Annotated in this window: 17 protein-coding genes and 2 pseudogenes; 7 read left to right on the forward strand and 12 right to left on the reverse strand. The window is 38.9% G+C overall.

The window, feature by feature from the left end; translation table 11 throughout:
* Positions 1 to 152 precede the first annotated feature (152 nt).
* From H4J61_RS04955 to H4J61_RS04965, 3 genes are all read right to left on the reverse strand, one after another.
* Positions 153 to 1,562 carry an aldehyde dehydrogenase family protein gene (locus tag H4J61_RS04955; protein WP_182184188.1) on the reverse strand — a complete coding sequence of 470 codons (1,410 nt, stop codon included), beginning with the start codon at positions 1,560 to 1,562 and terminating at the stop codon, positions 153 to 155.
* Positions 1,563 to 1,621: 59 nt separating this feature from the next.
* Positions 1,622 to 3,262 (reverse strand): acetolactate synthase large subunit, encoded by a 1,641-nt coding sequence (locus H4J61_RS04960; protein ID WP_404852060.1) that lies wholly within the window; start codon positions 3,260 to 3,262, stop codon positions 1,622 to 1,624.
* A gap of 147 nt (positions 3,263 to 3,409) precedes the next feature.
* Positions 3,410 to 5,164 (reverse strand): S9 family peptidase, encoded by a 1,755-nt coding sequence (locus H4J61_RS04965; RefSeq protein ID WP_182184193.1) that lies wholly within the window; start codon positions 5,162 to 5,164, stop codon positions 3,410 to 3,412.
* A gap of 375 nt (positions 5,165 to 5,539) precedes the next feature.
* Here H4J61_RS04965 and H4J61_RS04970 point away from each other — a divergent pair, with 375 nt between their 5' ends.
* Positions 5,540 to 6,067: a hypothetical protein gene (locus H4J61_RS04970; protein WP_182184195.1), complete on the forward strand. Its 528-nt coding sequence runs from the start codon at positions 5,540 to 5,542 to the stop codon at positions 6,065 to 6,067.
* A 342-nt stretch (positions 6,068 to 6,409) separates the two neighbouring features.
* On the opposite strand, the gene H4J61_RS04975 is transcribed toward H4J61_RS04970, so the two are convergent.
* On the reverse strand, positions 6,410 to 7,171 hold the full coding sequence (locus H4J61_RS04975; RefSeq protein WP_182135870.1) for an ABC transporter permease: 762 nt from the start codon (positions 7,169 to 7,171) through the stop codon (positions 6,410 to 6,412).
* Positions 7,168 to 8,085, reverse strand: coding sequence for an ABC transporter ATP-binding protein (locus tag H4J61_RS04980; RefSeq protein ID WP_259363114.1), 918 nt, complete (start codon positions 8,083 to 8,085; stop codon positions 7,168 to 7,170). Before H4J61_RS04980 ends, H4J61_RS04975 begins: the two co-directional genes overlap by 4 nt.
* A 410-nt stretch (positions 8,086 to 8,495) precedes the next feature.
* On the opposite strand from H4J61_RS04980, the gene H4J61_RS04985 reads away from it, so the two are divergent.
* On the forward strand, positions 8,496 to 9,311 hold the full coding sequence (locus H4J61_RS04985; protein WP_182184200.1) for an ABC transporter substrate-binding protein: 816 nt from the start codon (positions 8,496 to 8,498) through the stop codon (positions 9,309 to 9,311).
* A gap of 248 nt (positions 9,312 to 9,559) precedes the next feature.
* Here the strand turns inward: H4J61_RS04985 and H4J61_RS04990 are convergent.
* A pseudogene (locus H4J61_RS04990) lies at positions 9,560 to 9,991 on the reverse strand (NAD(P)/FAD-dependent oxidoreductase); the annotation flags it as partial.
* A gap of 145 nt (positions 9,992 to 10,136) precedes the next feature.
* Positions 10,137 to 10,678 (reverse strand): annotated as a pseudogene (gene tnpA, locus H4J61_RS04995) (IS66 family insertion sequence element accessory protein TnpA); the annotation flags it as partial.
* 515 nt (positions 10,679 to 11,193) lie between these two features.
* Between tnpA and H4J61_RS05000 the strand changes: the two are divergent.
* The 3 genes from H4J61_RS05000 to H4J61_RS05010 all read left to right on the forward strand — a co-directional run bounded on the left by H4J61_RS05000 (position 11,194) and on the right by H4J61_RS05010 (position 16,063).
* A complete protein-coding gene (locus tag H4J61_RS05000; RefSeq protein ID WP_182181640.1) occupies positions 11,194 to 13,917 on the forward strand; it encodes a TrlF family AAA-like ATPase in 2,724 nt (907 codons plus the stop codon).
* Between the two features lie 11 nt (positions 13,918 to 13,928).
* Entirely contained in the window at positions 13,929 to 14,546 is a 618-nt protein-coding gene (locus H4J61_RS05005) for a DUF6988 family protein (protein WP_220460115.1), read from the forward strand.
* A gap of 65 nt (positions 14,547 to 14,611) precedes the next feature.
* On the forward strand, positions 14,612 to 16,063 hold the full coding sequence (locus tag H4J61_RS05010; protein ID WP_182181639.1) for a hypothetical protein: 1,452 nt from the start codon (positions 14,612 to 14,614) through the stop codon (positions 16,061 to 16,063).
* A 140-nt stretch (positions 16,064 to 16,203) separates the two neighbouring features.
* Here the strand turns inward: H4J61_RS05010 and H4J61_RS05015 are convergent, their stop codons facing one another.
* A complete protein-coding gene (locus H4J61_RS05015; protein WP_404852061.1) occupies positions 16,204 to 17,340 on the reverse strand; it encodes an NAD(P)/FAD-dependent oxidoreductase in 1,137 nt (378 codons plus the stop codon).
* Positions 17,341 to 17,671: 331 nt separating this feature from the next.
* Here H4J61_RS05015 and H4J61_RS05020 point away from each other — a divergent pair, with 331 nt between their 5' ends.
* Positions 17,672 to 19,195 carry a hypothetical protein gene (locus tag H4J61_RS05020; protein ID WP_182135866.1) on the forward strand — a complete coding sequence of 508 codons (1,524 nt, stop codon included), beginning with the start codon at positions 17,672 to 17,674 and terminating at the stop codon, positions 19,193 to 19,195.
* A gap of 363 nt (positions 19,196 to 19,558) precedes the next feature.
* Here H4J61_RS05020 and H4J61_RS05025 read toward each other — a convergent pair whose 3' ends face one another.
* Positions 19,559 to 20,032 (reverse strand): peroxiredoxin, encoded by a 474-nt coding sequence (locus H4J61_RS05025; RefSeq protein ID WP_182135865.1) that lies wholly within the window; start codon positions 20,030 to 20,032, stop codon positions 19,559 to 19,561.
* Positions 20,033 to 20,548: 516 nt separating this feature from the next.
* Here H4J61_RS05025 and H4J61_RS05030 point away from each other — a divergent pair.
* Complete coding sequence (locus tag H4J61_RS05030; protein WP_182184206.1) at positions 20,549 to 21,907, forward strand: dicarboxylate/amino acid:cation symporter; 1,359 nt, start codon at positions 20,549 to 20,551, stop codon at positions 21,905 to 21,907.
* Between the two features lie 150 nt (positions 21,908 to 22,057).
* Here the strand turns inward: H4J61_RS05030 and H4J61_RS05035 are convergent, their stop codons facing one another.
* Genes H4J61_RS05035 through prlC form a run of 3 tightly spaced genes read right to left on the reverse strand, consistent with a single transcriptional unit; the run spans position 22,058 to position 25,600 of the window.
* Entirely contained in the window at positions 22,058 to 22,849 is a 792-nt protein-coding gene (locus H4J61_RS05035; protein WP_182184208.1) for a class I SAM-dependent methyltransferase, read from the reverse strand.
* The gene (locus H4J61_RS05040) at positions 22,839 to 23,552 is read right to left on the reverse strand and encodes a DNA-3-methyladenine glycosylase I (protein WP_182184210.1); all 714 of its coding nucleotides are present in this window, start codon (positions 23,550 to 23,552) and stop codon (positions 22,839 to 22,841) included. The genes H4J61_RS05035 and H4J61_RS05040 overlap by 11 nt, the downstream gene beginning before the upstream one ends.
* Positions 23,553 to 23,557: 5 nt before the next feature.
* Positions 23,558 to 25,600, reverse strand: a complete 2,043-nt coding sequence (gene prlC / locus H4J61_RS05045; protein WP_182184212.1) for an oligopeptidase A — start codon at positions 25,598 to 25,600, stop codon at positions 23,558 to 23,560.
* Between the last annotated feature and the right edge of the window lie 85 nt (positions 25,601 to 25,685).

A 25,685-nucleotide genomic window follows, 5' to 3' on the forward strand; every position in this document is an offset into this window, starting at 1 on the left:
CTGTTGGCATAATAACGCTGCGCAGATGTTGAACGAATTATCGCGGTGCAATATCACGGTGCAATAATTTTTAAGTTACCGAGTGTAAAAAAAGAGTCGCTAATAATTAGAGACTCTTTTTTTATGAATAGTTATAGCACAGATTATTAACGTTAGAGCTTAATAACCGCCATTTTATCCTGAGACATATCGTGCATGGTATAAGCGATACCACCGGTATTATAACCCGATTGTTTACGTCCAGCGAAAGGCATCCAATCAACGCGAAAAGCCGTATGGTCATTGACCATTACTGCTGTAGCGTCCAATTCCTGTACCGCTTTCATGGCTATATCAAGGTTTTTGGTAAACACCGAGGCTTGAAAGGCATATTCCAACGAATTAGCTTGAGCAATGGCTTGGTCAATATCGTCATAACCATAGACACAAACAACAGGGCCAAAAACTTCCATGGTAGATACTTTGGCATCAACGGGGGGGTCAAGTAGCACGGTGGGCGCATAAGTGCTTTCACCCAGACGTTTACCGCCGGTGACTAGGGTTGCGCCTGCCGATACGGCTTCATCAACCCAGGCTTCAACACGATCAACTTCTTTAGGACGAATAAGTGGTCCGCATTCGGTCGCTTCATCAATTGCGTTACCGACAATAATTTTTTCTGCGCCGTTAGCCAACATTTGTGCGATAGCTTTGGCTTGCTCCCTAGGCGCAAAAATACGTTGTACAGACACGCACACTTGTCCCGAATGATAAAAACCGCCTTTTAGTAAACTTGGGATCATCGCTGCAATATCGGCACTTTCTTCAATAATAACTGGGGCAACTCCGCCATGTTCTAATGCGCAACGTGTACCGGGCGCCAATTTAGAGCGCAACATCCAGCCTATTTTGGCTGAACCAATAAAACTAAAAAAGGCGACACGAGGGTCGGTGATCATTTTTTCAGCGGTAGACGTTTCGCACATAATAAAACGGCACCACTGTGCCGGTAATCCGGCTTGATATAAAATATCAACAAATGCTTTACAAGATAATGGCGTATCTCGTGCAGGTTTAACTAGCACAGGACAACCGGCAGCTATCGCTGGCGCGACTTGATGGACAATTAAATTTAATGGATGATTAAACGCTGAAACGGCAACCACAACACCAATCGGCTCTTTGGTCGTAAAGGCGATTCTGCCCGCACCAGCTGGGGTTAAATCCATTGGGATTTGTTTACCGGTTAATGCTGATATTTCTTTCGCACAAAGCTCTACGCCGTCAATAGCTCTAGTAACTTCTACACGGGCATCAACTAGCGGCTTTCCGCCTTCACTGGCGATTAAAAGCGCTAATTCATCTGCTCTTTGTGAAATCAATATCGCTGTTTTTTTGAGAATATTGATCCGCTCAAAGGCAGGAAGCCATTGCTGGCGGTCTTTAAATAGTTGCTGAGCGGTAGCTAAATCTTTGTCAATATCATCCCAGGTGACTAAGGGTAAAGACCCTAGGTAAGTTTGATCATAAGGGTTAACAATATCGAACGTTTCAGCGCTTTTGCTTTTGTCTAATTCGGTCATAATATGCTCTTTAATAAGTTAAAAGTCGCTTGTTAACAAGCCATATCAAAATAATAGTTCTATAGTAAACAAACCTTTTCTGCCAATTCATCCACTAATACTTTTTGATTTTCAGAGTAATCAACGGGCAGTTCGACCAGGTGAACTCCGCCAGCTGAAAAAGCTTTTTCATAGGTAGCAACTATATTGTCAGCCGAAGTGATTCTATGACCGGTTGCGCCATAACTTTCTGCGTATTTAATAAAGTCAGGATTGTTAAACTCTAAGCCCCAATCAGCAAAACCAGAACTGGTTTGCTTCCAGCGGATCATGCCGTAAGCATTGTCATTTAACACGGTTACCACTAAGTTCAAGCCTAAACGAATGGCGGTTTCTAATTCTTGTGAATTCATCATAAAACCGCCATCACCACATATTGCCATCACGCGTCGGTCAGGATTTAGCATTGCAGCCATCATGCCTGACGGCAGACCTGCTCCCATGGTGGCAAGGGCATTATCAAGTAATACGGTATTGGGTTGATAAGCTTTATAGTTACGTGCAAACCAGAGTTTATACATACCATTATCTAAAGCGATAATATCTTTTTCGCCCATCACCTTGCGAATATCAGCTACAAAGCGTTGTGGGATAATAGGAAAACGCTCGTCATCTGCTCCCACTTCAATATGCTGCTCAATGGCGAGTTTTATTTTATCAAAATAGCTTCTATCAAACTCAACCTCTCCGACTAACTTATTTTTTAAGGCATTAACAGAAGCGGCTAAATCGCCAATAATTTCTAATTGTGGAAAATAAACTTGATCAACTTGGGCCGATTTATAATTAACATGAATCACTTTCTTAGCGCCTTCTTCCATAAAAAATGGCGGCTTTTCAATAACATCATGGCCAATATTAATAATTAAATCTGCACGTTCAATGGCACAATGTAAATAATCCCCTGCTGATAACGCTGCAGTACCTAAAAATAGACTTGAGCGTTCATCAACTACGCCTTTACCCATTTGCGTAACAAAGAACGGAATACGTGTTGAGTGAACAAAGCTACACATTGCCTCTCGAACATTTTGCCTATTTGCGCCAGCGCCAATGAGTATTAAGGGCATTTTAGCGCTTTTTATTAAGGCTACCGCTTCTTTTAGGGCCAAATCATTAGGGCTAGCGTAAAGCCGTTTATGGGGGTGCATTACTCCCGGGGTACACTCTTCAGCGGCAATATCTTCGGGTAACTCTAAAAGCACCGCGCCTGGGCGTTCTTCTTCACAAAGGCGGAAAGCTTCGCGCACTAATGAAGGAATAGTATCACCGTGGACAATTTGTTTAGACATTTTACAAATAGGATCAAACAAGCCAACTATGTCGATAATCTGGAACAGGCCTTGCTTTGATTTTTTAATCGGCTTTTGTCCCGTGATCATAATTAAGGGCATACCCCCTAAGTGAGCATAAGCGGCAGGCGTTGCTAAATTTGTTGCGCCAGGTCCCAGTGTTGCCATGCAAACACCGGCTTTGCCAGTAAGGCGACCATAAGTAGCCGCCATAAACCCAGCACCCTGTTCATGGCGAGTTAAGACTAATTTAATGGATGATTTTCGTAAGGATTCGACCATATCCAAGTTTTCTTCTCCTGGTACCGCAAATATATGGTCTACCCCTTCAGCTTCAAGTGCTTGCACAAATAAATCAGATGCTTTTATCTTGTTATTATCACTCATAATTTTTCCTTTATCAGTCTGCAGACAATGATGTTAAAAATGTTTACTTAGCCACATTATCATTAACAATACTGAAAAGTATCTGCAGGCGTATTAATAACAGAATAATTTTAGCGGGTGAAACATTAATCAGAATGCATAATGTGTTGCTTGACTAGCCACAATCACCCAAGTGATGATCATGGCGTTAATAAAGCCGCCGGTATAAACCCGACCGGTAACACGGTAGGCGACCGTAAAAACGACTGCCGCTATGGTCATTATTGGCACAAACTGCAATGCGATAATCGACCACAATGGCTCACTGGCTATTAACAGTGTGTTACCCATTAGCAGCGGCGTATATTGTGCGATCAACAACAGCAGATAACCAAGGTTCAATAACAGCCAGTTCACCCCTAACTCTTGACTAAAGCTCCAGTTATTGCGCCGCAGTTGGCCATGTAACACACTAGCCACAATGATAAGAAACAGGCTGAACGGAAGCAGATATAACAAAGCAATACCCATTTGCAACGGGCTTAACAGTTTGATGGCAAAGACCCAAATACGATAGTCGACATCAAATAAATAGTCGGTTAATACAAGCGATGTATAAAGTACGCCAACAACAGCAAATGCCAATAAAAATGAGTGCGCAATCGAGGATAATTGCACTCGGCCGTTCCAAGTTAAGCCATAGCTTGCAAAACTAGCACCGGTTTTACGGTTCAACAAAAAATGCCAAAGTAGAAACAGTGACATTGAAATAAGCCCAGTCAGCAGCGCCCATACTATAATTTGAGTGCTGATGTTCTGAGCGAACAAAGCTGATGCTTGCCATCCTAGCGTTTCGCTGATGCCTTTAAGCGGGAACAGTGTTAGTGCCGGCAAGGTGGTAAATATCAGTGCGCCTAGCCACCAACTTCGTCCGGTTAAACTGAACAATTTAGGTGTTGATGCTTTAAGTGAATGGAATGTTGAGGTTTGAACTAGCCTGCTTAGGGCAGGCGCGATGAGTATGACCATACCGATTAAAGCCAGTAATGTGCCGATTTCTTTCCATAGCCAAATTTGGTCGGTGGATGGAATGGGATGTGCACCGGCTAAAGTTTGATCAAACCAGTCGATAGCATGTCCTATTGCTACCGATGAAAAGTGAACGCCAGGATGAGTAACCGCTGGTTGATGAAAAATGCGTGCGCTACCGTCTGCAATATTGCCATAAATTTTGCCTGCAATGACGTCTTCAGGGGTATCAAACAGAGTTTTAAGTTTATCAGTTTGTCTGATGTCTGTTGGTATATCAACGCCCCACATCAGCGATGAAAACTCATCGTATTTGGAAAAAATAACCGCGATATTACGCGGCCAATCTGGAGTTCCTTCAGGCGCACCATAAGTACCGGGTGATGAACCCAGTATCACCAATGATTGGTAATCATTTGGATAGACACCGGCGGCCACAAGTGATGCCCAACCGCCCATAGAGTGACCTTCGAGGCCAATATTATTTTGATCAACGAACGGCAATGTCTTTATGTAGGCCAGTGTATCTATACCTCCAAAGCCATTAGCGAAAGCGGCGGGATCGGAATAACCATGGCCGGTTTGATCCGGCGCTAGTACAACGTAACCACGTCGCGCAAACTCGAGGGCAAAAACTGCTTGGGTTTCATTTGAGTTGATATAACCGTGTGTAGCAACAATGCCAGGTGCTGGGTTTGCGTTTGAAACGCTATTAGGTACGTAAAGCCGTGCGTGGGTAATAATGCCGTCGTTGCCGGCAAAGCGAACATGACTGACTTGTACGGTACCGCCATTCGTTTGTATTTGATTAGCTAGAAAGCCGCCAGACAGGATCAGTGCCACGGCTAATATCAGCACTCTGGGATAGTATTTCATCTACAGCCTTAAGGTATTTATTGTCTTTAGAAAGACGTGGAATTTTTGAATATTATGATGTTATTCTGCATTGCGGAATTAAGTATTGCAATATTTTAAACAGTATCAGGATAGGCTGTAAGTTAATTAACCCCCATGTTACTGCAAAATTTTATAGATAATGATGATGTAATGAGCGATTATGAGCAACACCAAGTCTTAAAATGACAACAAAACATAAATGGCTGGCAGTGTTATTAAAATCAGGGAAATGGCAACAGTGTGCTGAGCTTAAATATCTATTGCGAGTGCGGCTTTATCGCGTCAATAGGTTTCACCCATTAATGTCAACTCATGTAACTAAACACAACTAAAACATAGGTAAGGCAACTTTATATGTCATCTAGAGTAAGACTGATTCTTTCTGCCCTTATCTCATTTTTTTTCTATTTCGCCTGGTCATATTGGGCTAATAGTATTGCCAGTGACGATCAAGCATTGGTCTTAAGATCGGCGTTAGTACAAGGTACATTAAGCGCCACTATTACGCTTTTATTTACTTTTATACTGGAAAAGCTGATATCAAAATTTGGCCAAAGTTATCTATCTTTAATCTTTGTCGTGCCTATTATTTGCACGGTATATTCTAAAACCAAACAAAATATCGCTATTTTTAGAAGCTTCAGAAACGCCTTAAACCGCTCGGCCAAATACCTAAGTAACAACGCGATACCCGGCACTTTGTTGGTACCACTGTTGCCGATAGCGATCCAATCGAGTATTGCTATCGGGGTTAACTTCATTAATCAAACCCCCAACTTATGGTTAACTGTCGCCCCTAGTATAGTAATTACCGCTATTTATGGCTATGTCTATACTTTTACCTTGCTAGCTAAGCCGACTGAGCCGGTTTTATCAGAGTAAATATTGGGTATTCATCACTTGTCGAAGGTAGGGGGCGTTTGTTGTTTCAAAAACCATGTTGCGCGACGAGATTTAATGAGAGTTTAATGAGAGTCGAGTGATAGCAAAATAAGTGCCATAGAGACACTTATTCACCATAGTTTATCTTGAGTAATTTGGTTGGCAGGCTCAGGCAGTATTTTTGCCTAATTATGAGTCACTATCATTAATAACTTGACCATCAAGCGGTTGAATTATTAGCTTTAAATACCGAAATTAACAGGCATAAAAATATAAATTTTCAGAAAAACACAGCATGTTTAAACAGTAAAAAATGCTGTGTAATGTTTTAGCTTAACCTTATTATTTTCTTATCTGATAACCACTTTTAAATATCCAAGTAACCGCTAATAAACACAAGGCTAAAAAGCCGCCCATCACACAAAGACTTGTGATTAAACTTACATCAGCCACTTCGTAAAAACTCCATCGAAAGCCACTGATTAAATAAAATACTGGGTTAAACTGCGTTACTGTTTGCCAAAAGGGCGGCAACATACTGACAGAATAAAAGGTGCCTCCTAAGAAAACTAGTGGGGTAATAATAATCAGAGGGATCACTTGTAGCTTCTCAAAATTGTCGGCCCAGATACCAATAATAAAACCAAACAAACTAAAGGTAATGGCGGTCATCACTAAAAAGAATAACATCCAAAATGGATGGGCTATTTCAAGTGGAACGAAAAAATGCGCGGTGGCTAAAATAATCAAGGCTAATAACGTTGACTTAGTCGCTGCCGCACCCACATATCCGAGTAACACTTCAAAAGAAGATACTGGTGCAGAAAGTAATTCATAAATAGTGCCGGTAAATTTTGGAAAATAAATACCGAATGACGCGTTAGAAATACTTTGGGTTAATAGCGATAGCATTATTAATCCAGGGACAATAAAAGCACCGTAGCTAACGCCACCTATTTCAGTGATACGAGAGCCAATCGCCGAGCCAAAAACCACGAAATAAAGTGAGGTAGAAATTACCGGAGAAATAATACTTTGAAAAATAGTGCGTTTAGTGCGAGCCATTTCAAATTTATAAATAGCCGCAACAGCGTAACGATTCATGTTGTTTCCCTTACTAATGAGACAAATATGTCTTCTAGTGAGCTTTGGTCGGTTTTGATATCTTTAAAGGCAATACCGGCGACTGACAAATGCTGAAGTAAAACAGAAATTCCCGTGTGCTCTTCGGTGGTGTCATAACTATAAATTAACTGCAGTCCATCATTTTTAAGCTGTAAATTAAAATCAGCGATATTGGCAGGTATTTCAGTTAAGGGTTCTTTTAAATCTAGAATTAATTGTTTAGTACCTAATTGATTCATTAACGTTATTTTATCTTCAACCAAAATAAGTTGACCATTTTTAATCACGCCAATACGGTCTGCTATCTCTTCCGCTTCTTCAATATAATGTGTGGTTAAAATAATAGTGACGCCATCGTCACGTAATTGTCGTACCAATTGCCACATGTCTTTGCGCAGTTCTACATCAACGCCTGCCGTGGGTTCATCTAAAAATAAAATAGCCGGTTCATGAGACAGTGCTTTAGCAATCATCACTCGGCGTTTCATACCACCAGACAACTCGATGAGACGGTTATCTTTTTTATTCCAAAGTGACAATGATTTAAGTGTTTTCTCGATAAAAGCGGGGTCAGGTTTTTTGCCAAATAAACCACGACTAAATGACACAGTAGTCCACACTGTTTCAAAGGCATCTGTAGTCAACTCTTGTGGCACTAAACCAATAAGTTTACGGGTGTGTCGGTAATCGCTAACAATATCTTTACCGTCAACGGTAATTTGTCCAGAGGTGGCATCAACAATGCCGCAAATAGCACTAATGAGTGTGGTTTTACCGGCACCATTAGGGCCTAACAAGGCAAAAATTTCAGCAGGTTTTATTGATAAGTTAATATTATTAAGTGCTTGAAAACCACTAGCATAAACCTTATTAACATCGGTGATTTGAATCATTGGCTGCAAGATTATTTTCCGTCAAAATTTGAATGCTACTAAGGTATACGAGATGCCCTATTGATGGCTAGGAAAATCATTAAACTAACCGGCTAAATTTTTCTGCAGGCTACTCACTCGTAGCAAAAGATGGTCGCTCTTTATCAAGCAGGAGCATGCCAGCAAAGACTAAATTAGATACCGTAGTTCAGCGATAGTATGCTTGATGACAACAAAAGTTTTACCTTAGCAGTACGCGATTAAAAATAACTCTTCCCAACAGATAAGAAAAAAAATGCTAAAAAAATATAGTATTTGTGCAATAAAAATTCAGTAACATGGCTAGTTAATCATAGGACGATGAATTTAATATATAAGAATATAGCAGTGCTTTAGTAAAGGTAATATAGGTATCTATAAGCTTAATTAATATGCGAAACTTTGTTATCATGATTCACCAAGAGCTTGATATTCATCTTTTAATGAAAAAATTTATTTTAAAATCAATGGGGTTGTTTTTTTTCATGCTGCCTCAGCTAAAGGCATTTCAATATCCATCATCTATTGAAAATATTACTTTTTACACCGAAAATTACCCACCGGCTAATTATATAGAAAATGATAAGCTTAAGGGAATTTCAGTTGATACATTAAAGGCGATATGGAAACATCTAAAGTTACCAGAACAAAAAATATTTTTAGTACCTTGGGTACGTGGCTATAGATTTACCTTGGATAAAAATAATACCGCTTTATTGACTGTGTCTAAAACTCAAGCGCGTGAAGGTTTATTTAAATGGGTAGGGCCTTTTTTTTCCTCTACTTATGTCTTGATAGCAAAAAAATCAAAAAACTTTAACTTTTCCAGTTTAGGGCAAGTTTTTGACCATACCGTTGCAACAGTGCAAGGTGATATTTCAGAAATATCACTGCAGCAAGTGGGTTTTCCCTCGCCGAATATGGCAACAACGTCTCAATTAAAACAAGCCTTTCTAATGATGCAAGCAGACCGTGTCGACATGATCGTTGTGGCTACTCATGGTTTTGCCCATTTAGCGACACAACTTAAGTTTGATGTTAATGAATATGAACAGGTGTGGGTGGTCAACAAAAAGGCGAATTACTTGGCATTTAATATCAATACACCAGATAACGTCATAGAAACTTATCAAACAGCCTTTGACAGTATTGCCAAGCAAAGATTAAGCATTAAAGAGCATTATAAGTTATCTCCAGCTGATTACTAATGCGATGATTTTTCTGCCAGGGTCGTTTTTGCTGCTAGAAAAAACAAGTTAATTTCACTTAGGATCACTAAAAATCACGCTGGCTTAAAGCTGCACTGCTCAATCACAACTTTGAAAAACGATTGTTTTAGATGACCTAAGGCGATCTGAAGTAACGAGTTCAATAGAAAAATTAATGTCTATTGAACTAGTGATATTAAGCTAAATATGCGAAAACCCTATTAGCAAATCATAAACATAAGCAACTATTAAACCGCTTGCCCACAAGCAACGCCGCTGCTCCAGGCAAACTGGAAATTATAGCCGCCTAACCAACCGGTTACATCTATTGCTTCACCAATAAAATATAAGCCTTTGGCTTTCTTCGCTTCGAAGGTTTTTGATGATATTTCGTCAGTGTCTACGCCACCTAAAGTCACTTCAGCCGTGCGATAGCCTTCCGTGCCATTGGGCTTTATTTGCCAGTGATGTAGATATTGGCCTAGGTAAGTAATTTCGTCATTACTGATCTGGTTGATGGCTTTATCAGGAATATCTTTTTGTTTCACTAAAGCTTCAATAAAGCGCTTGGGTAGCACAGTTGAAAGCATATTTTTTAATGACTTTTGCCCACTGGTTTCACGCCATTCATTGATTAACTCATCGATAGGTGATGCTGGCAGTAAGTTAATAGAGCGCGCAAAGGGTGTCAGGTCTTGTCTTTTGCGCGAAGTGACGTGGTAAAGCGCCTGCGTATTCCATTCTTAATGGTCTAGACATTTCAAACTCCTTTTGAAATTGGTTTGGCCTAACTTACTTCATCATAGAGGCAAAAGGCAAGACCTGACACCCTATTTGCTCTTGGTTTTGCCTATCGGTCAGCGAAATCAGCTGTCCTCTTTGTCCTTCCAATAGGCATCAAACTTTTTTCCTAATACAAGCAAAGCAGCGGTTTCGGCTAAAGCTTTGTTTTTTCTGCGCAGCTCACGCTCTAATTCCTTAATGCGTTTTTTGTCTGACTTTTGCTCAGGCGTTATCTTTGCTCTTTTTATCGGTTTTGCTGTTGTATTAACCGCAATGCAAGCTTGTTTCCATGCTTTGATTTGCTCAGGATACAAGCCTTTCACTCGACAATACTCACTTAATTCAACTGCCGATAGTGTGGCTGTTTCCAGGACAACTGCAAACTTTTCCTCACTTGACCATTTATCTGACGAACTCACGTTTGACACGTTTAAACCTGAGGTATTAAAATGCTTTTGCCAACTATACAGGGTTGAAAGGTTAATGCCTTCTTGCTCTACAAACTTTCGAACTGACAAGCCACTTTGACTGAGCTTAGTTAATATTGCTGCTTTAAATTGACTTGAATATCTTTGATAATCCACTTGCTTTAACTTACCGCACCCTGTTTATTTATAAAATTAATTGAGGCGACAACAATCCTGACACAGGGGGTAAGCGTTAACTTGAATTTTTGCAATAGTACTAACAATTACCAATGTAAATAGTTTTAGCAAATTCTAGATAGTATTTAGATGATTTATAAATTAACTAGTTGTGATAAATTATCTTTAATAAAAATTATTAAGTTTTGGTTTGCTTTCATATTTCTACTTTTCTTTTACCAATCAAAACTAGTTTCAAAATATTAAGGAACAATACGTCTCATGAGTGTATTGAATAAATTATTATAAAATTACCGTAATACATCTAAAACAGAACGTGAGAAAGGGAATTACTTCGAAGAACTCACGGTTACTTATTTTAAAAATGAACCCACCTATAAAGATTTGTATTCTAACGTTTGGTTGTATTCAGATTGGGCAGCACCGGTTTAGAAACAATGAAAATTGTGAAAAGCTTACCTAAGTTGGATATTTAAAATTACAAGGAGTAGTAAATGATTGGTTCAGTATGGAATAAATGGGATTTGCACATCCATTCACCAATGACTCATCAAGCTAATGAGTTTGGTGAGTTATCAATTGCAGGGTACGTTACAAAACTACATGAGCAGCAGCTCTCATTAGTAGGAGTAACCAATTATTTTTATTTTGCGGATGCTGAATTAGAGAGCATTCGTAAGGAAATAGGTAAGCAACAAGCTCCTATAACAGTTTTAGGTAATATTGAATTTAGAATTGCACAGCCAAATAAAGATGGGGAGTGGATAAATTTACATTGTCTATTCGCTGAACACTTAACCTCTGATGATATTAACTCTGCTTTATCAAGATTAGAAATTTCAAATACCAATGAACATGGTCATGCTATTTATTGCTGCAAAGAATCATTTATTCAAAATAAACTTCAACCATCTGATGCCACAGTTGACTACGATAAATTACTTTCCCATTTAAAGAAAAGTTTTCGTTCTGGTATTGATTATCTTATAGCTGTTTGTCCAAATGGATATGGAGGTTTCAGACCTAACTTTGACGAAGGTCGTTCTTTAGCGTTAGCTAAGGAAATTGAGAAAAAAGGACAGATAATACTTGGTAGAAAACAAGATCGTAATTTCTTTTTGAATGACCTTGATAGGTATGTTGGAGCTGTCTCTAAACCAGTATTTACATGTTCTGATGCTCATTCTATAAATGGTCACGGAGAACCAGATAACAGAAGGTTTGGTATAGGTGAAAATTATACTTGGGTAAAAGCAAAGCCAACTTTTGAAGGTTTAAGGCAAACACTAATTGAGCCTGACTCTCGTGTGCAACAAACGGATGATTTCATCGAAAAATCATTTATGAAACCTAGATTTAAATCTATTGAACTAGGTGGTGATATTTTCACTGGTCAGTTAATAAAATTTGAGAATAAAACTATTCCTTTGAATCCTAATTTGGTTGCCATTATTGGTGGTCGGGGAGCAGGGAAAAGCTTGTTTTTAGATTCAATGTACTCTTTATTTAACCATAACTCGCCCTCGCATAACGCACGAAATGTAAATGTAGAAAGCTTAAGAATAACGGTAGATCAAGGAGATGGTACTGAGTTGTCTTTTAATTCTATTGATGATACTTATTCATATTTACATGTTTCTCAAGGTGACATTCAAAAGTTTAGCCAAGAGCCAAGTGAATTAAGTGATGAAATTAAAAAAATGTTGGGTATTCATCATTCAAGTTTTGATTCAGTCACCAGCAATTCAATCACTGTAAATGTAGGGAAATACAGAAGCTTTGTACAATATTGGGAGATGTCTGATAATGAGGGAAATAGAGTCAATAACCCTACTTATCAAAATAGCATTATTGAAAGAAATACTAAGTTGATGGCAACTATCACCAACCCTCAAAACCAACAGTTAATATCCCAATATCAACTAAACCTTAAGTCAGCAAATGTAAAAAAAGCGATTATAGAATCTCTTAAACAAGCACAGGCAGTTATCCAAAGATCTGAAGTGGAGATAAACCAACATTTAAGTTTGTTGAATGGTAATAAAGAAGTTTTAAATAAAATCCCACCAGTTATTACTTTGGGTACACAGCAGGCTATAACTAATAATATCCAACTTTTTGAGCAGGAAGTCTCTCAATTTGAGGTTAATAATCTAGCAATTGTTGAAAAATTTAAAGAGCAGGGGATTAATCAAGATATAGCTTCTTTACTAGATAAAATCTCTGAATATCAATCGGCAATAGATAGTGCTAATAATAAATTAATTGAGATTGAACAGAGAACAAATCAATATCATGAATATGTGAAGAATCGAGCTGATTTAGTATCTACATATCGTACATATATTGATGAACAAAAAAGTCATATTGATAAAAAGTTTCTGGCTTTGACTGAGCATAAAGAACATTGGGATGAGGCTCAAAACAATTTAGTAACGAAAATGATTTCTGATATTAAAATTAATGGCAGTATCGTATTCGATAATGATAAATTTTATTCAGGATTAGAAGCTTGTATCAATAGAGGTAGATTTAGAACTACTCAAGAGAAAACAACAAGTGAACGTCTTCAAGAAATGTTTGATGTATCTACAATTAGTGACTTTTTTGAGCTGATTGCAGGCGTTAAACAAATATATTGTGAAGGTGTAGTGGATGAACAAGGAAACCCTCAAAAAATATCAATAGAGGATCTCTTTTGGAAGTCCGAATATTTTAACCAAGGTGGGAGGTTTGAGCTGCTTAATTATCTATTTTCACCTGAAAGTATTAAAAGTTTTCTTTATGTAAATGCTGAGTTTGAATACAAAGGCAAAACTGTCGATAAATTGAGTGTAGGTCAACGAGGTACATTTTACGTTTGTTTAAAATTAGCTACAGATCCTTTTGGTAGCCCATTTGTTTTTGATCAACCTGAAGATGACTTAGATAACGATTTTATAATGGGGCAGTTAGTTCCTTTATTTAGAGAAATTAAAAAATATAGACAGGTTATTATTGTTACTCACAATGCCAACCTAGTAGTAAATACTGATGCAGAGCAAATAATTGTTGCTTCCAATGAAGGGGAAGTAATTAGCTATGAGTCGGGAGCACTAGAAGACGGTAATGTAACTAAAGATGAAGGTATAAGAGCTAGTATTTGTAACATTCTTGAAGGTGGTAGTTATGCTTTTGAGAAGCGAGAACGCAAGTATGGCATCAAATCTTTAGCATGATCCCATATACTATGAATGAACATTTAGCTCAGTCAGCAAAGCTTGAAAATAAGCTGATTGAGTTTTTATCTTTACAAGCTTTTACAACTGAAAAGCGAATCAAAGGTAGCCGCATTTTATGTAGTGTTGTTTATGAACATGCGGAAAGCGTCAAAATACTCATTTCTACAGGAAATCTAACTTCAGCTACTGGTTTAGTGAGATTGCAGTATGAAGCTTTGGTTCGAGCTATGTGGCTCTTATATGCTGCATCTGATGTTGCTGTTGATAAATTAATGGCAGAGCTAACCAATGAAAGTGCTCAAAAAGCTAACAAGTTGCCGATGTTAAGTGAAATGCTAACTAAACTTGAAGGTAAAGCTCCAGAGGTTGCTATGGACGCTTTAAATGAGTTTAAACAGTATTCATGGAAAGCATTAAGTTCATATGTGCATGGTGGTATACATGCCATCAGTCGTCATAGTAAAGGTTATCCAGTCGAACAATTAATTCAATTACTAAAAATTTCAAATGGATTGCTAATTATGGCAGGTATGCTGTTAGTTATTTTATCGGGAGATGCTAATCAAAAAGGCAAAATTCCAAGCATACAAATGAAATTTAAAGATTGCCTACCAGACCAAAAATAATACAGTTTTAAAGTTAAATTAAAACTTTGCTATTCAATGGATATTAAATAAATGGAATTACTAAAATGAATGAAAAACTATTCTCTAAATCTGTTAAAAAACAATTATCCAAAGAGTACGATGAAGATCTCTTAAAGTCTCTTGATAACAAGGAAAACCTTTATCAGCCACTAAAAGAATTTTTAACGGATAAGTCAGGAAATACTCTTTCGGTGCTTGAATTTACAAAGCCCGTTCATTTTCCCGTTAATTTTAAGAACGCCTTGAAAGGCGAGTATTCAAGAGTATTTGATTTATATAAAGAAGCTATTCAAATACATAATGAATTCATTGCTGGTACTAGATCACCTAATGATGCATTTGAATGGTTTAATACCGCTATTGTTGTAAATTTAATTCAAAATATTGAGCAAGTTTTTACAGAAATCGGAAAAAAAATTGCTCATAAAAAAAGAAGAAAGTCTGCATATGAAGCGCAAAAATTTTTATTTGAAAATGTGTTATCCCCACTCGATAAATTTACATGGCAAGCTGATTGTAAACTCGATTTATTCTTTCAACACGGGATTGATTTGCTCTGCCAATCATATTTGAGTGAATTTGTTATAGATGCTTTCAATCCAAATTCAACACTTTTAACTGGAAGCTTTCCATTAAACTATCAGGCAATTTGCCTAAATCCCAAAGAAGCTCACGTAATTCAAGAGCAAATGAAAATCTATAACGTTGCTGACTATGTATTGATGGAAAATACGATTAGAAATGTAGTTTCAAAAATTACAACAACAGAGTTATATAAACCAGATGTAAAAGAACAAGTTTTATTTGATATTTTTGAGTTAATCCCTCTTTATATAAAGAGTTGGGACGCATCCAGAAGTAAAATAGTCATCAATGAAAGCATTACTATTTTTATATTTTTAGATTTTGGTTTTCCAAGTTTTGTTATTGGTACTGCTGAAGATCGACCTGAGTTATTAAAAGCATCTACTTTGAGATTTTCATGGAGTGTAAATCATTCATTAAGATCTGAAGGGAAAAGAGATTGTTGTATACCCGAATTGACAGTACTTGGTGATTTTGTATTAGGAAAACTGTACGAAACGCTTATTTCGTTATATGCGATAAGAAAACCAGAGAATACAATCTTAATAAATGAAGAACCTGAAGAGTATTCAAAGGTTTCAGAGTCACAGCAATTAACCGACTTTACTGAGCAATATCATCAAATACTTTCATCTAAAATGGAAGATAATTCACTTACAATCTCAGAGTCTAAAAGTGTCGTACCTTCAATGTCGATGTCGGTATTTTTTAAGTTTATGAAAACAAATTTTGATTGTAATGTTGATGAAGGTAAAGGAAGTGAAATGAAAATATGGAGGGGAGGGCATAATATTTATACGCTAGGCAGGCATAAAAAAGATCCTCAAATTCATTCCTTTTTAATTAAAAAAATAATAAAACGCTTGGGAATATCGAGAACAAAATGGTTAGAAACATTGAACCAATTTTAGAATAGAAAATGTGTGTTTGGATCTTTAGCTTCTGTTAGTAACTGAGCATTCAACTAAACAATTACGGTTAACCGCAGGATCACAAGCAAGAATCTGTTCGCACAATTCAGAATTTGTTCGCTCTAATTATCTCTTGTCAATTAAACCGCTTGCCCACAAGCTACGCCGCTGCTCCAGGCAAACTGGAAATTATAGCCGCCCAACCAACCGGTTACATCTATTGCTTCACCAATAAAATATAAGCCTTTGGCTTTCTTCGCTTCGAAGGTTTTTGATGATATTTCGTCAGTGTCTACGCCACCTAAAGTCACTTCAGCCGTGCGGTAGCCTTCCGTGCCATTGGGCTTTATTTGCCAGTGATGTAGATATTGGCCTAGGTAAGTAACTTCGTCATTACTGATTTGGTTGATGGCTTTATCAGCAATATCTTTTTGTTTCACTAAAGCTTCAATAAAGCGCTTGGGCAGCACAGTTGAGAGCATATTTTTTAATGATTTTTGCCCACTGGTTTCACGCCATTCATTGATTAACTCATCGACAGGTGATGCTGGTAGTAAGTTAATGCTTACCGCTTGTCCTGCACGCCAGAATGACGAAATTTGTAAGATAGCGGGGCCAGATAAACCACGGTGGGTGAATAAAATATTTTCTTTGAATTTTGTGCCATCTTCACTGGAAACTTCAGTCGCTATGCTGATGCCTGATAATCCATCAAACTTTTGTTTGTCGTGATCGTGCAAGGTAAAGGGCACTAATGCGGCGATTGTCGGTAATACCTTCAGGCCAAATTGTTCGGCAACTTTATAGCCAATTGGGCTGGCACCTAATTTCGGCATGGTTAAGCCACCCGAGGCAATAATTAATGACTCACATTGGTAGCTTTCATCGGCGGTAATAACTTCATATCCGGTCGCATTTTTGTTGACTGAGGTCACTTCGCTGCGCATGGCAATATTGACACCGGCCCATTCACATTCGGTCATCAAAATATCAACGATGTCTTGAGCACTGTTGTCACAAAATAACTGCCCTATGGTTTTATGATGATAATTAAGGCCATGGCGGTCAACAAGCTCAATAAAGTCTTGTGCGCTATAACGGCTAAGGGCCGATTTTGCAAAATGAGGGTTTTGGCATAAGTAATTTTCTGGACTGGCATTTTCATTAGTGAAATTACAGCGACCACCACCAGAAATTAAAATTTTTCTGCCGGGTTTTTTACCCATATCAACCACAGTAACACTGCGGCCTCGATAGCCCGCAGTTGCTGCTGCCATTAAACCTGCGGCGCCGGCACCAATAATAACTACATCAGAAAATATCAACGAAATACCCTAATTTATGCTTTAAATGCCAGCATTATACGTGAGATGACGAAGCAGGGCGATAAGATAAAGCGCAAAGTTTTTAATCCAAAGCTAACGCGATAAGTGAGTTTTGTAAAGAAAGGTATAGATAAGTAAAGAAGTGCAAAGATACTGTGAATTCTCGAACTTAATCCTAAAATACAGCTCTACAAAGTGCTTTTTAGCTGTTTCAGCTGTAAGCATACACTCTCTGGCAGCAACCTCTGCGCAGTGATAGCCATTAACTTTATTGGAACAATATATGCGCTTAAAATCCAACCTATTTTCAACTATTTCGTCTGCAAAGCTAGTGTTATTTTCATCAGCATTATTAGTACTTGCTGGCTGTGGCGGCAGTGATGATAGTGATAATGTCGGTTATGTTAAATTTTACAATAGTTCGAAAAATGCTCCTGATATTATTTTAACCCTTGATCAAGACCTTGAATCAGACGATGACGACGACGCCGATAATTATGAAGTAAGCTTTAATGGCGTTGCCTACACTGAAGCCTTAAGTAAATTTGAAATAGAGACCAACAACTATTTTTATGAAATGGCTTGGCAAGATGAAGACAGCAGCGACCGAGACGATTTAGAGATAGTTGCGCAAGGACAAATTGCAGTAACCACAGATACTATTCAACTATTAGTGCTAACTGATGATATTACGTCGCCACAAGTTGAAAGCTACAGTATCGAGGTACTTGACGATGACGAGGATGATGAGGAGGACTTATTTAACTTACGAGTGTTAAATTTACACCCAGAGTCAGTCGGTGTTGATTTTTACATGTCAGGGTCGGATGAAAGCTTTAATGAAGCTATATTAGTGGGTCAATATAACTATAAGCAGTTATCAGATAATCAAAAATTTGACCAAGACGAATATATTTTCTATATCACTAAGTCGGGTACTCAAGAGGTTTTGTTTACTTCAGACGAGATAGATTATGCCTATGCGGCACAGTATGTGATGATTGTGCGCGAAAATACCGGTTCAGGTGTTTCCCCTTATGCCTTGGATAGAATGTCTAACTCATCAATAACTGAGCATTTAGACACAGATTCTGAAGCACAGTTTAGAGCCTATAACGCGATTAAAGCACATGAACTGATCCCAAATTATACCGGTAGCTTGGATATTTATATTAATGGTGTTGACGATGAAGCTGAAATAACAGCACTTGCGCAGGGTAACTTCAGTTCGACAATAGTGCAGAACAAGGGGGATTACAGCCTAGACTTATTGATTCCAGGTAGCTCAGAGCGCCTTTTAAGTAATCACCTACTAAGCTTGGCTGAAAACAGCAATAAAACCGTTTTCTTTTATTTGAATGAAGAAAATGTTGATCATGACGGCGATGGTGACGTAGATGAGGATGGTGATGGTATTGTTGATGAAATTGAAGTGACCATTAATTCGCTTGTGGTCCCTAATAGTACGCGTGAAAGTATCTACGATCATAAAATTACCATGATTGATTTAGTCGATAGTGACGATTTTAATCTGGTAAAATTCTATTTTGTTCGTAGTAATGAAACCATAGAAACCGCCCTGTATAACCGCAGCGCTGTGTATACTCAGCCTGAATCAATTTACCTACAAAACAATACGTATCAGGTGTTTGCAATAGCAGAGGTAGATAGTAGTGAGATTATTTTATCGAGTTTTCAACTGATACTGGATGCAGAGTCAGATGAGCTATTTTTAATCGCTGAAACTGATATTAATGCACCAACCGGTTATCGCATCGAAATGATAAAACAAACTGACGACGAGTAACTAACGACTAAGTTGATTGAGTATAAGCTCCTAGCTTGACAAAAAACTTTACAATAGCTGGGCAAATACAAAAGGCTTACCTCAATTAATAGGTAGGCTTTTTTTTTGTTGATTTTACTTTGATATCAACAAAAAAATCTAATTTATGTTTAAAAAAAAACAGCGTTATAGGTGAGATAAAGCACTAGCGCGATACGATAAAAAAGCGCTTGTTGCTCTCTAATATTCGCTGGCTTGCTTACCTAGCCTTGAGGTTATTTACTTCGAGGGTTATTTGTCTTGCTGTAACCGGTAAAAAAAACAGTGGGCAATAAAAAGGGAGCCATTGCTCCCTTTTTGCTTTAATAGCAGATTAAATCGCTTTTACAGCTGTTTAAGAATAGTTTCAGCATTACTGATTTCAAATTCTTGAGGCTTTTCAACGTTTAAGTTTGTTACAACACCATTGTCGATCACCATAGAATAGCGTTGCGAGCGTAAGCCACCAAACGCTGCTGTGTCCATTTCAAGACCCAGTGCTTTGGTATAGCTACCATCGCCATCAGCCAACATCATCAGGTTTTCAGCATTTTGTGCTTTACCCCAAGCTGACATTACGAAGGCGTCATTAACCGCGACGCAAATAATAGCGTCAACGCCTTTTGCTTTTAACTCGTCAGCAGCAACCACATAGCCAGGTAAATGCGTTACCGAACAGGTTGGGGTAAAGGCGCCAGGTACGGCAAACATCACCACTTTTTTGTTAGCGAAAAGTTCTGACGTTTTGTGGGTGATCATCTCACCATCTTTTAATTCTTGAAGTTGCCCATCAGGCATAGTTGCATTTAATGTGATCATAATATTTCCATTGTTGTGGTTATTGAGATAAAAGCCGTTTTACGGGTTTACATAGATAATTTTAATTGTGCGGCTCGAGTATAGTTTCTACAAAGAAATCTAGGCTTATCGATAATATGAGCAAGCTTATATCCATTTCTTTTTCTTAAGTATACGTAAAGACTTTACCATGCGCGCACTAGCTAAATAAACCTGCTTTTAGTTTAGAATAATGCGAGGTACTGCGCACGTAAATGCATGAATAATTATTATATCATTTAATGGCTGTGTTTTAAGCGCTCTGAAATATTGCTGCTTAAGCGTTATCACTCGTTTCCTAACAGTGAGGACTTGTGAAACCTTGATATTAATCAAAATGATCTTAATCTTTCCTGATTTTAGCGCTCGTTGTCATGGTAATTACACTAATAGTTATTATGCTTATATCAGGAAAATTCTCAATCTTTGGTTACGCCATTAATCAAAGGTGAGCTGGTAGTGTAAGGGTAAAACCAGCATTAATAATCAGGACTAAAAATGACACAATCAAAATTATTTTTTAATCCATTAAAAAACTTAGCCGACCAATTTGATAAGTTGGTTGAAGGTAAACTATGGCTGAAAGTTATTATTGCCTTAGCACTGGGGGTTATTTTTGGTGTGTTAATGGGGCCTGATTTAGGCTTGCTTTCAGCTGGAACCGTTAAAATTATAACGGCTTGGCTTGCCTTACCCGGACAAGTGTTTTTAGCGATTATTCAAATGATTGTTGTGCCCTTGGTGGTTGCTTCAATTGTGAGAGGGCTGGCGGCTAATAATAATCCGGCAGCGATGAAAAAAAATGGCATGATCGCTTTATTATTTATCATGGTATCAACGGCATTTGCCGCCGCAGTGGGGATTGTGCTGGCGCTTAATATACAACCAGGGAATTTTGTTGATGCCACCTCATTAATTGATGCTAACGTGGCACCTATGGTTAATAACGTGGCTAAAGGATTTCCTGCCGCCGCAGAGTTCCCTAGTAAAGTTTCAGCCCTGATACCTAAAAATCCACTGGCATCTATGGCCTCTGGTGAAATGTTGCAAGTTATATTGTTTGCCGCCGTTTTAGGCGCGGCTTTACTGTCTATTCCTGCGCAGCAGTCTAAACCATTATTTGACCTTTTAGGTGCTTTACAAGAGGTAAGTTTACGTATTGTGTCATGGGCCATGCTCTTAGCACCTTTAGCTGTTTTTGGCTTAATTACCCGCTTAGTCGCCAACCTTGGTTTGAATGTGCTAACCGGCATGGCTATTTACATGGCCACGGTATTATTAGGCCTATTGATTATTGCGATTGCTTATTTTATTGTCGCTAAAATAACCTTGGCACAGCGTTTTGGCGAGTTTTTTGTTAACGTGCGAGAGTTACTTTTACTGGCGTTTTCCACCAGTAGCTCGGCTGCGGTAATGCCATTAACCTTGCAAGTTGTTGAAGATAAGTTAAAAGTAAAACCTGAAATCTCCCGATTCTTAGTGCCATTGGGGGCAACCATTAATATGACAGGAACGGCACTTTATCAAGGCGTAGCGACAGTATTTCTTGCGCAAGTTTTTCATGTCGATTTAACCTTAACCAGTTATATATTTATTGTCACTATGTCGGTGGCGGCATCGATTGGCTCACCCGCAACGCCAGGAGCAGGGATTATCATTTTAAGCATGGTGCTCGAAGGCGTGGGTATACCCGCTGCCGGTATTGCACTGATTCTTGGGGTTGATCGGATATTAGACATGTGCCGAACCTCAGTCAATGTGCTTGGCGATGTGGTTACCTGCACAACCGTACAATACGTGACGACCAACGCGGCGTCAGACGAAAGTATCTCAAAGCTCGATAGCCCTGTTGGATAACTCAATTCAGAGCGTTAATTGTAGTGATGGCAGTGTGAAGTTTGGTCGTTCTAGGGAGCAAGGGCAAAACATGACAGGATTAAAAATAAGGCATGCAAAGTACAGAGCATGCCCATATTTCGTTAATTATGTTTCGTTAATTATAGTTCGTTAATTATTTTTCGGGATCGCTTGATTTACATAAACATCAAAGCGATTTTTTTTCATATTAATACTGGTTGATGGTGCTTTACCGGCTAGTGGTGGTGCATAGCTGGGGCGTTTAACCACCACACGATACTTGGCTAAGGCAATGGCAGGCGCTAGTAAGTTGTCAGCATCTAGGTCTTCACCTACTAGTGATTGAAATACACGCATTTCTTTTTTAACGGCAGCTGACTTCTCACGGTGCGGATACATAGGATCAAGGTAAATTATATCAGGTTGTTGGGCTAACGGAATATCTGCAATTAATGACGAGCTAATTAAACTCATGCGCTCGGTAATATCATTAATTTCAGTGCTGAGTTTTGCACGCTCTAAACCGTCTTCGAGTAAGGCGGCTACAATCGGCATACGTTCCATCATGGTTACGTAACAACCTAATGTTGCTAAGACAAAGGCATCACGGCCTAAGCCGGCGGTGGCATCAAGTACCTTGGGAGTAAAACCATGTTTTAAGCCCACCGCTTTAGCAATATCTTGACCTCGGCCACCACCAAATTTTCGCCGATGGGCGGTTGCGCCATCAACAAAATCAACGCAAATAGCGCCAATTTTTGGCTCATCAAGTTTACTCAGTTCTAAGCGTTGCATATTAACTTGTAAGGCAAACAGTAAGTGAGGATGATTTTTTATTGCGGCAATATCACCGATATAATCAAGTTGCCATTTTTTGGCGATTTTTTTTGCCTTGTCGACATCGACAGAATCTACATAGGCAACAGCAATGTTATTCAGCATCGATAACCTCTTCTAAATGAACATGATTATCACCCGTCGCGTAAGCAATTAAACGACTGAGTTGGCCGAGTGACAAGTCACACTGTGTTTGCCAGTCATTAAAGCTTGTTTGAATGGCGTTTAAGCTAGATTTTGTTTGAATACCACCAGTAATAATGTCGTGAGCGCGAAAGTAAGCTTCAACATCTCGGCTCAGAATAAAGGTGTCTTTACCTAACGCGCGCAGCGCATAAGGCCCAGTATTTCCGCCTAGGCGTTGACCCTGTTTTTTCAAATAAGCCCATAAGCCAATAATGTCAGTACTGGGCCACTGGGCAATAAATTCAGCAAAGCTATGGCCTTGTTGCTGCTGGTCAAAGATCATCAGCGCATTAGCTTTAATGGTTTTAACTTTATTAAAGTTACGGATTATTTTAGGATCGCTGGCTTTTCGCTCCATCATTTCTTCCGGCATCATTAAGACTTTTTCAATAGTAAAATTGAAAAAGCTTTCTTCGAAATTGGGCCATTTATTTTCCACTACGCGCCAAACAAAACCCGATTGAAAGACCTTTTTACTGAACTCAGATAAAAATCTGTCGTCAGTTATTGTGGGCAATAAATGATCTCGGTTACCTGGGCCTAATAATATATTAAGTCTAGCCGCACCACCTTTGCGGGCAGCGGCGCGTTGATAAATATCATCAAATTTTTCTAATGCCATGGTGATTAACCTGTAATGCCACTGTGACGCAGTAAAGCATCTATTTTAGGTTGTCGACCACGGAAAGCTTGAAAGAGTTCGCTTGGCTCTTTTGAGCCGCCCATTTCCAGTATATTGGTTAAAAAGTCATGACCCACGCTTTGGTTGAAAATACCTTCGTCTTCAAAGCGAGAAAAAGCGTCACTTGATAATACCTCGGCCCATTTGTAGCTATAATAGCCAGCGGCATAACCGCCACCAAAAATATGGCCAAAGCTGTGTTGAAAACGGTTGAACTCAGGCGCTTTAATAACCGCGTAGTCTTGGCGTACTTTATCTAGCACTTGCTGAATTTGATCACCTTTTTCTGGGCAATATTCTGCATGCATTTTAAAATCAAACAAGCTGAATTCAAGTTGACGGATCATTTGCATTGCGGATTGAAAGTTCTTGGCCGCTAACATTTTGTCGAGCATGTCTTGCGGTAAAGCTTCATCAGTTTGGTAGTGACCTGAAATAAAGGCCAGTGCTTCTGGCTGCCAGCACCAGTTTTCTAAAAACTGGCTGGGTAGTTCAACCGCGTCCCACGGCACACCGTCGATACCCGAAACACCCGCGGCGTTAATTTGCGTTAGCATGTGATGAATACCATGGCCAAATTCATGGAATAAGGTCACGACTTCGTCATGGGTAAATAATGCCGGTTTATCGCCGACTGGGCCATTAAAATTACAGGTCAGATAAGCAACCGGGTATTGCATATCACCATTAGCTAATTCACGACGGCCGACACAATCGTCCATCCAAGCGCCGCCACGTTTTTTCGAACGGGCGTATAAGTCTAAATAGAAGCTGCCTCGACGTTGCTGTTTACTGTCAAAGACATCGAAAAATTTGACATCTTTATGCCAAGTATCTACCCCTTTACGTTCGCTGATATTTAAACCAAACAAGCGATGCACCACTTCAAATAAGCCGGCAACCACTTTGCTTTCAGGGAAATAAGGTCGTAGTTCTTCGTCAGAAATGGCGTAACGCTCTTGTTTTAGTTTTTCACTGTAATAGGGTAAATCCCATGCTTGTAAATCACTTTGGGCAAAATTTTGTTTCGCAAAGGCGGTCACTTCGACTAAGTCTTGTTCACCTTGCGCTTTTGACTTAACCGCTAGGTCTTCTAAAAAGCCTAATACTTCATGGCTGTTATTGGCCATTTTTGTTGCCAATGATTTATCGGCAAAGCTGTTAAATCCTAGTAAGTTGGAAATTTCATGACGCAAAGAAAGTAATTCCGCCATAATAGGGCTGTTGTCATATTCGCCGCCGTTTGGCCCTATTTCAGAGGCGCGGGTAACATAGGCGCGATACATTTTTTCGCGTAGCGCTTGATTGTCGCAATAGATCATCACGGGTAAGTAGCTTGGAATGTCTAAGGTAAATAACCAACCGGTTTTTTCTTGTGCTTGTGCTAAAGCTTGTGCCGCTTCTTTTGCGCTTTCAGGTAAACCGGCTAAGTCTGCTTCATCAGTAATATTAACGCTAAAGGCTTGCGTGGCGTCGAGAATATTATTACCAAAAGTTGAGCTAAGTTCTGATAAGCGGGTCGATATTTCACCGTAGCGCTTTTTATCTTGCTCGTTCAGTGCAATGCCTGAGAGTTTGAAGTCTTTTAAGGTGTTACTGATGACTTTTTGTTGCGCTGTGTTAAGTGCTTTAAACGCTGCACTGTCATTTAATTGCTGGTAGGCCGCAAATAATCCGGCGTGCTGGCCAACAAAAGTACCGTATGCAGATAAAAGTGGTAAACATGACTCATAAGCATCGCGCAGCTTATCGCTATTGATCACTGAATTCATATGCGAAATGGGTGACCATAATTTACCTAACACATCATTTACTTCATCAATAGGGGCAACTAAATTGTCCCAAGTGAATTGGGTATTGTTTGCTAATACATCCGCAATCACTGTTTTACACTCTTTGATGGCTTGCTCAACCGCAGGTTTAACATGTTCTGGCTTGATTTTAGAAAATTGCGGCAGTGATGTCTTTTGTAATAATGGATTGGTCATAAAATTCGCATGTTTGCTAGATGATGCTGTAGATGTAATGGCAGATCAGTCGATAATCAAGGTGTAGCTTTCACTATTTAACACT

The organism is Colwellia sp. MB3u-4 (assembly GCF_014077065.1).
Classification (GTDB): Bacteria; Pseudomonadota; Gammaproteobacteria; order Enterobacterales; family Alteromonadaceae; genus Cognaticolwellia.

What these genes read in the sequence shown, in the direction of transcription:
- H4J61_RS04955 (WP_182184188.1), bottom strand. Translation starts at nt 1,562, where the DNA reads ATGACCGAATTAGACAAAAGCAAAAGCGCTGAAACGTTCGATATTGTT.
- H4J61_RS04965 (WP_182184193.1), bottom strand. Translation starts at nt 5,164, where the DNA reads ATGAAATACTATCCCAGAGTGCTGATATTAGCCGTGGCACTGATCCTG.
- H4J61_RS04970 (WP_182184195.1), top strand. Translation starts at nt 5,540, where the DNA reads ATGTCATCTAGAGTAAGACTGATTCTTTCTGCCCTTATCTCATTTTTT.
- H4J61_RS04975 (WP_182135870.1), bottom strand. Translation starts at nt 7,171, where the DNA reads ATGAATCGTTACGCTGTTGCGGCTATTTATAAATTTGAAATGGCTCGC.
- H4J61_RS04980 (WP_259363114.1), bottom strand. Translation starts at nt 8,085, where the DNA reads ATGATTCAAATCACCGATGTTAATAAGGTTTATGCTAGTGGTTTTCAA.
- H4J61_RS04985 (WP_182184200.1), top strand. Translation starts at nt 8,496, where the DNA reads ATGCGAAACTTTGTTATCATGATTCACCAAGAGCTTGATATTCATCTT.
- H4J61_RS05000 (WP_182181640.1), top strand. Translation starts at nt 11,194, where the DNA reads ATGATTGGTTCAGTATGGAATAAATGGGATTTGCACATCCATTCACCA.
- H4J61_RS05005 (WP_220460115.1), top strand. Translation starts at nt 13,929, where the DNA reads ATGAATGAACATTTAGCTCAGTCAGCAAAGCTTGAAAATAAGCTGATT.
- H4J61_RS05010 (WP_182181639.1), top strand. Translation starts at nt 14,612, where the DNA reads ATGAATGAAAAACTATTCTCTAAATCTGTTAAAAAACAATTATCCAAA.
- H4J61_RS05015 (WP_404852061.1), bottom strand. Translation starts at nt 17,340, where the DNA reads ATGGCAGCAGCAACTGCGGGCTATCGAGGCCGCAGTGTTACTGTGGTT.
- H4J61_RS05020 (WP_182135866.1), top strand. Translation starts at nt 17,672, where the DNA reads ATGCGCTTAAAATCCAACCTATTTTCAACTATTTCGTCTGCAAAGCTA.
- H4J61_RS05025 (WP_182135865.1), bottom strand. Translation starts at nt 20,032, where the DNA reads ATGATCACATTAAATGCAACTATGCCTGATGGGCAACTTCAAGAATTA.
- H4J61_RS05030 (WP_182184206.1), top strand. Translation starts at nt 20,549, where the DNA reads ATGACACAATCAAAATTATTTTTTAATCCATTAAAAAACTTAGCCGAC.
- H4J61_RS05035 (WP_182184208.1), bottom strand. Translation starts at nt 22,849, where the DNA reads ATGCTGAATAACATTGCTGTTGCCTATGTAGATTCTGTCGATGTCGAC.
- H4J61_RS05040 (WP_182184210.1), bottom strand. Translation starts at nt 23,552, where the DNA reads ATGGCATTAGAAAAATTTGATGATATTTATCAACGCGCCGCTGCCCGC.
- prlC (WP_182184212.1), bottom strand. Translation starts at nt 25,600, where the DNA reads ATGACCAATCCATTATTACAAAAGACATCACTGCCGCAATTTTCTAAA.